This is a genomic window from bacterium, from assembly GCA_041648665.1.
Lineage (GTDB): Bacteria > UBA10199 > UBA10199 > 2-02-FULL-44-16 > JAAZCA01 > JAFGMW01.
The window spans coordinates 1-3,863 of record JBAZOP010000169.1; the positions used below are offsets into that span (position 1 = coordinate 1).

At 60.8% G+C, this 3,863-nt stretch carries 11 protein-coding genes; all 11 read right to left on the minus strand.

Translation table 11 applies throughout. The features are described from left to right. Positions 1 to 202, minus strand: a 202-nt coding sequence (locus tag WC683_20065; GenBank protein MFA4974905.1) for a hypothetical protein, incomplete at its 3' end; no start/stop codon positions are given. A 1-nt stretch (position 203) separates the two neighbouring features. Further along, complete coding sequence (locus tag WC683_20070) at positions 204 to 377, minus strand: hypothetical protein (GenBank protein MFA4974906.1); 174 nt, start codon at positions 375 to 377, stop codon at positions 204 to 206. Continuing rightward, a complete protein-coding gene (locus WC683_20075; GenBank protein ID MFA4974907.1) occupies positions 374 to 571 on the minus strand; it encodes a hypothetical protein in 198 nt (65 codons plus the stop codon). Before WC683_20075 ends, WC683_20070 begins: the two co-directional genes overlap by 4 nt. Continuing rightward, complete coding sequence (locus WC683_20080; protein MFA4974908.1) at positions 568 to 822, minus strand: hypothetical protein; 255 nt, start codon at positions 820 to 822, stop codon at positions 568 to 570. The genes WC683_20075 and WC683_20080 overlap by 4 nt, the downstream gene beginning before the upstream one ends. Then, positions 819 to 1,025 carry a hypothetical protein gene (locus tag WC683_20085; protein MFA4974909.1) on the minus strand — a complete coding sequence of 69 codons (207 nt, stop codon included), beginning with the start codon at positions 1,023 to 1,025 and terminating at the stop codon, positions 819 to 821. The genes WC683_20080 and WC683_20085 overlap by 4 nt, the downstream gene beginning before the upstream one ends. A 27-nt stretch (positions 1,026 to 1,052) precedes the next feature. Next, positions 1,053 to 1,346, minus strand: coding sequence for a hypothetical protein (locus WC683_20090; protein MFA4974910.1), 294 nt, complete (start codon positions 1,344 to 1,346; stop codon positions 1,053 to 1,055). Between the two features lie 214 nt (positions 1,347 to 1,560). After that, a complete protein-coding gene (locus WC683_20095) occupies positions 1,561 to 2,460 on the minus strand; it encodes a recombinase RecT (GenBank protein ID MFA4974911.1) in 900 nt (299 codons plus the stop codon). 52 nt (positions 2,461 to 2,512) lie between these two features. Beyond that, the gene (locus tag WC683_20100; GenBank protein ID MFA4974912.1) at positions 2,513 to 3,169 is read right to left on the minus strand and encodes a hypothetical protein; all 657 of its coding nucleotides are present in this window, start codon (positions 3,167 to 3,169) and stop codon (positions 2,513 to 2,515) included. Positions 3,170 to 3,173: 4 nt separating this feature from the next. Next, entirely contained in the window at positions 3,174 to 3,359 is a 186-nt protein-coding gene (locus WC683_20105) for a hypothetical protein (GenBank protein MFA4974913.1), read from the minus strand. A gap of 24 nt (positions 3,360 to 3,383) precedes the next feature. Continuing rightward, on the minus strand, positions 3,384 to 3,569 hold the full coding sequence (locus WC683_20110; GenBank protein ID MFA4974914.1) for a hypothetical protein: 186 nt from the start codon (positions 3,567 to 3,569) through the stop codon (positions 3,384 to 3,386). Next, positions 3,566 to 3,863 (minus strand): hypothetical protein (locus WC683_20115; protein MFA4974915.1); only part of this gene is annotated, 298 nt, incomplete at its 5' end. The genes WC683_20110 and WC683_20115, both read right to left, overlap by 4 nt.

A 3,863-nucleotide genomic window follows, 5' to 3' on the forward strand; every position in this document is an offset into this window, starting at 1 on the left:
GCGCCTGCCCCAATCGGAACGCCTCAAATCGGTCCTCTTTGGCATCGTCGGAGTCGGACCCGCTTATCTGGACGGCCCCCGGCACGAGTCGCTCTAACAAATCACCCTCGTCATTCAAGTGGCACCACATGAGTTCATTTGCAGTCGCCTCGTCTACGTCAGGCGATATGTCAAACGCATTTAGTATTGGTGCTTTCCCCATGTCAGTCATCCTTCGCCGGACAGTCGGGGAGCTTCCTATTTCGGTTTATCTCGGCTTTGAGATAGGCGCAGTGGAAGCCCCACCTACGGAACACGCAGTACGGCCTAGCCATTCCCCTGCCCTCAGTACACAACTTCCCCTCTGGCATCATCACCTTGACCGTAACCTCTTTCATGCCTTCCCCTCCAGCCAGTCTGCAACCTCGCACGCCTCAATCAGCCGGATTGGGCTGTCTCCCTCTCGCAGCAGCCTGGCGATGTGGGCATAGGCGGCGGTCACGCCTTCCGAGACAAACGCGGTATATTTTTCTCTCTCTAAGGACTCATACGCTCTCTTGGTGATGGCGTCTATGTCTGGCTTGCTAATCATTTTCCCACCCCCAACAGCCGCATGATGGCGTCGGCCTGCTGCTTACGCCTCGCCATGCAACGATTCCCGCACCTATCCGCATCGCACCAAGGACATGAAGCTAATACCACCTGCTCCCGCAGTTCGGCGGGGTCAAGGACGGTCACTGGTTCAACTGTCATAGGAGGCATCTTCGTTCCAAGCGAATAGCATCCTATGAATTCACCCACTTGGTAGCCCTCCGGCACATCCACAATCAATATCTGTTTCACAGTCCCGCCTCCTTGCGTAGTTGCTGCCAAGCTGCTAGGGGAATGTAGACAATATCGCTTGGTTCGTGGTGGAATCGCTCTTTGTCCATGTACTCAATCACCTTCCGCAGTTGGGCGCGGCGGTCAGACATGAGTAGCCTGAGGATTGCCTCAACCCAGTCCGGGTCAATCCGGTTATAAACAAATGTTCCCTTCGGTATCATGCTTCACCTCGATACGTGTACTGTTGCTTAGGGATACTTGCGGCAGGCGGCCAGGTATTCCTTCACGAAGTCATCAAGTACTTCAGTAGGGATACCGGCACAGGCCGCTGTCTCAGCGATTTGGCGGCGGTATCTTTCCTTGTCAGCCGCAAACTGCGCTTGAAGCTTTGCCGCCCACTCCTCTCGCTTCGCCTTGACGTATTCCGGGTCGTGTATCTTGCAGTACCACTTGCCGTCACGCTCGACCACGGCGGGATGTTGGCAGGGGTAGTGGGTATAGTCGCGGAATATCCGTTCACTGCATTTCGGTTTGTCTGTCATTTCTCGCCTTCCTATGGAGGGGGCCGGCGCCCCCCCCCCCTCCTGGTACTCCCTACATGTCTCCGTCTATTCTTTTCGCTCACACCCTGTATTGGCCCGCTGGTGGCCGGGTGTTGATGCCCTTTGGGAGTGGGCCGGGGTGTCCGTGTTACCCCGGCCTTCCCTATGCTTGGGAGGAAAACCGCGTCCGAAAGCGGCTACTCTCCCGGACGCGCTATCGCGCCGACCCCGTGACGGCCACCAGGTCCTTGAGTTCCGTCAGGATGTCGAGGGTCACGTTGTCCGGCATGGTGTTGACCGTCTTGGGCGTGATGTGGAGCTTCCGCCGCAGTCCGGCGTTGGCGATGTCGGTATCGGTCAGACCCTTCGCTTTCGCGGTGGTGACAAAGGCCTTCCACTCTGAGGGAAGGTCAACGGAGGGCGCTTCCTGAGTCTCGGCGCGTGGCCACAGATCATCGTCGGCAGCCTTCGCCGGTTCGCTGACAACGGGAGCAGCCGGGGGCGGGACCTCGATAGGGTCCTCGGGTGCCGCTTCCTTCACTTCGCCGGTGTCGACGTCAATGGTCCCGGCCGCCTTTGGCCTGTCGGGGATCGCCCGGATTTCCTCGTCGGTGTACATTCCGCCGATGGCGTCCGGGCAGTAGGCGCGGGCTCCCTGAGAAATGGCGCGGGAGAATACCATCGCCTTCGGGTAGGTTTGCCAGTTGCTATCCGGCTTCACCAGACCGGCCCGCTTGGCATCAGCCAGGCTGAAATCGGTGAAGCCGAGGCTTTCCAGTTTCCCGCCGCCCTTCTGGAAGAACTCGATGCGGCAGTGGTTGTCGTCCCATTCGCGGATGCGGTAGTCATAATGCGGGGACCTCTTGACGAGCATGGCAAGGACATTGGCGGAACTGGTGAGCCGGTTACGGATGATGTTGACGTTCTGCATGGAGTAGACGGGTGGCAGCCCAAGCTCCCGGCCCGCCTGAATCTTGACGATGGCCTGACTGATCTGCTTAACGTCCGTGAACATTCCCGAGGCGACGAACGCCTTTGCCAGTCCGGCTACCTCCTGGTAGCTTCCGGGCAACTGTTCGCCCTCGCGCTTGGTGATTGCTGTTTCCGTGGTCATTGTCAGTCTCCGTATCCTCAGCCCTCCGGGTTCGCCGGTAGGGACTTATGAGCTAACGTAGGTCCTTTTGCAGCTTGTAAATGCCGAGACAATGCAGGAACACCGCGAAGCACAGTTCCCGCTTCGGGACCGGCTTCACTTCAAAGCCGCCGTCCTCTTTGCCAAGCCGCAGAATCAGAACGTCCACGATGGGATTGTCCGGGTATGCTTCGTTCCACAGTTGCTCATACGCGGCAACCTGGTAGTGATAGTCGAGGTAGATTCCGTTTGCGGCCTTGAGATCAATGAGCGTGGTCACACCCTTGACCTTGCCGATGATGTCGAGGGTGCCGCCATAGCGGTACTGCTCGGACACGAGCTGCGCCTCTGACCATTGCAGCACGGCCTCGCTGCCCTTCTGCCAATCGAGGAAGGCTAGGAAGGCAGTCTCCGCCTTGGCAACGTCGGCGGGTGCAAACTCGCGGGTGTACTCCGGGTCCGGCTTCTCGCCCTTGATCTCGCACTCAACGAGGTAGTGGGCATAGGTGCCGGTGTCGAGCGCCTTCTGGCGGGCTGCATTGAGATCAATGCCGGCTTTGCCAAGCCCCCACGCCCACGGCACAAGGGCGGGTTTGTTAAGGACATTCAGGGCCGTGGTCACTCCGGGCACGGTCTGCCCATCTCGGCAGGTGTACTTCTGATGCGGTGTGGACTTTGATTTGGTGGTCATCTACCTACCCTCTCTCCGGCATGGCGCCGGGCATGTTCCGCAGGGTATCCGTGGGCACTGAGGGCCGGGATACCCCCCCCCGCTTGAGTAGCCTGTCCGCAATCCGCTCCATGGCGAGCCGGTGAGCATCCTGGTCGAGTGCCTTGAGCTTCGCGTCCAGGACTGAATTTGCCAACTGTCGATCATTCACTAGCCGTTCCTCCCCGCGCCGCTTTCAGGCCGGGCGCTGGCCTTCCATCGCTTTGCCAAGTATTCTCGCCGTCATGCTCTCCTTGCAGGCCGTCACCGTTTTCTGCATGTTGCAAAGCGGGCAGTACCGGGGCTTCCCGACCTCCACCGGCGTGTCGTGGCGGAAGGTGTGGCCACATTCTTGGCGGAAGTTCCAGAATCGCCAGTTCATCGGGCTGCCTCCAGCATTTCCCGTAGGTGCTGCGCCTGCCAGTGGACTTCGGCGGCCCATGCGGCGTCCCATGCGGCGGCCCATGCGGCGTCCCTTGCGGCGTCCCTTGCGGCGTCCCTTGCGGCGTCCCTGGCGGCGGCCCCTGCGGCCCATGCGGCGGCCCATGCGGCGTCCCTTGCGGCGTCCCTTGCGGCCCATGCGGCGGCCCATGCGGCCCCTGCGGCGTCCCCTGCGGCGGCCCCTGCGGCGGCCCCTGCGGCCCCCGCGGCGTCCCTTGCGGCGGCCCCCGCGCCC

Coding starts and splice junctions, on each gene's coding strand:
- WC683_20070 (MFA4974906.1), bottom strand. CDS start 377: ATGAAAGAGGTTACGGTCAAGGTGATGATGCCAGAGGGGAAGTTGTGT.
- WC683_20095 (MFA4974911.1), bottom strand. CDS start 2,460: ATGACCACGGAAACAGCAATCACCAAGCGCGAGGGCGAACAGTTGCCC.
- WC683_20075 (MFA4974907.1), bottom strand. CDS start 571: ATGATTAGCAAGCCAGACATAGACGCCATCACCAAGAGAGCGTATGAG.
- WC683_20110 (MFA4974914.1), bottom strand. CDS start 3,569: ATGAACTGGCGATTCTGGAACTTCCGCCAAGAATGTGGCCACACCTTC.
- WC683_20100 (MFA4974912.1), bottom strand. CDS start 3,169: ATGACCACCAAATCAAAGTCCACACCGCATCAGAAGTACACCTGCCGA.
- WC683_20085 (MFA4974909.1), bottom strand. CDS start 1,025: ATGATACCGAAGGGAACATTTGTTTATAACCGGATTGACCCGGACTGG.
- WC683_20090 (MFA4974910.1), bottom strand. CDS start 1,346: ATGACAGACAAACCGAAATGCAGTGAACGGATATTCCGCGACTATACC.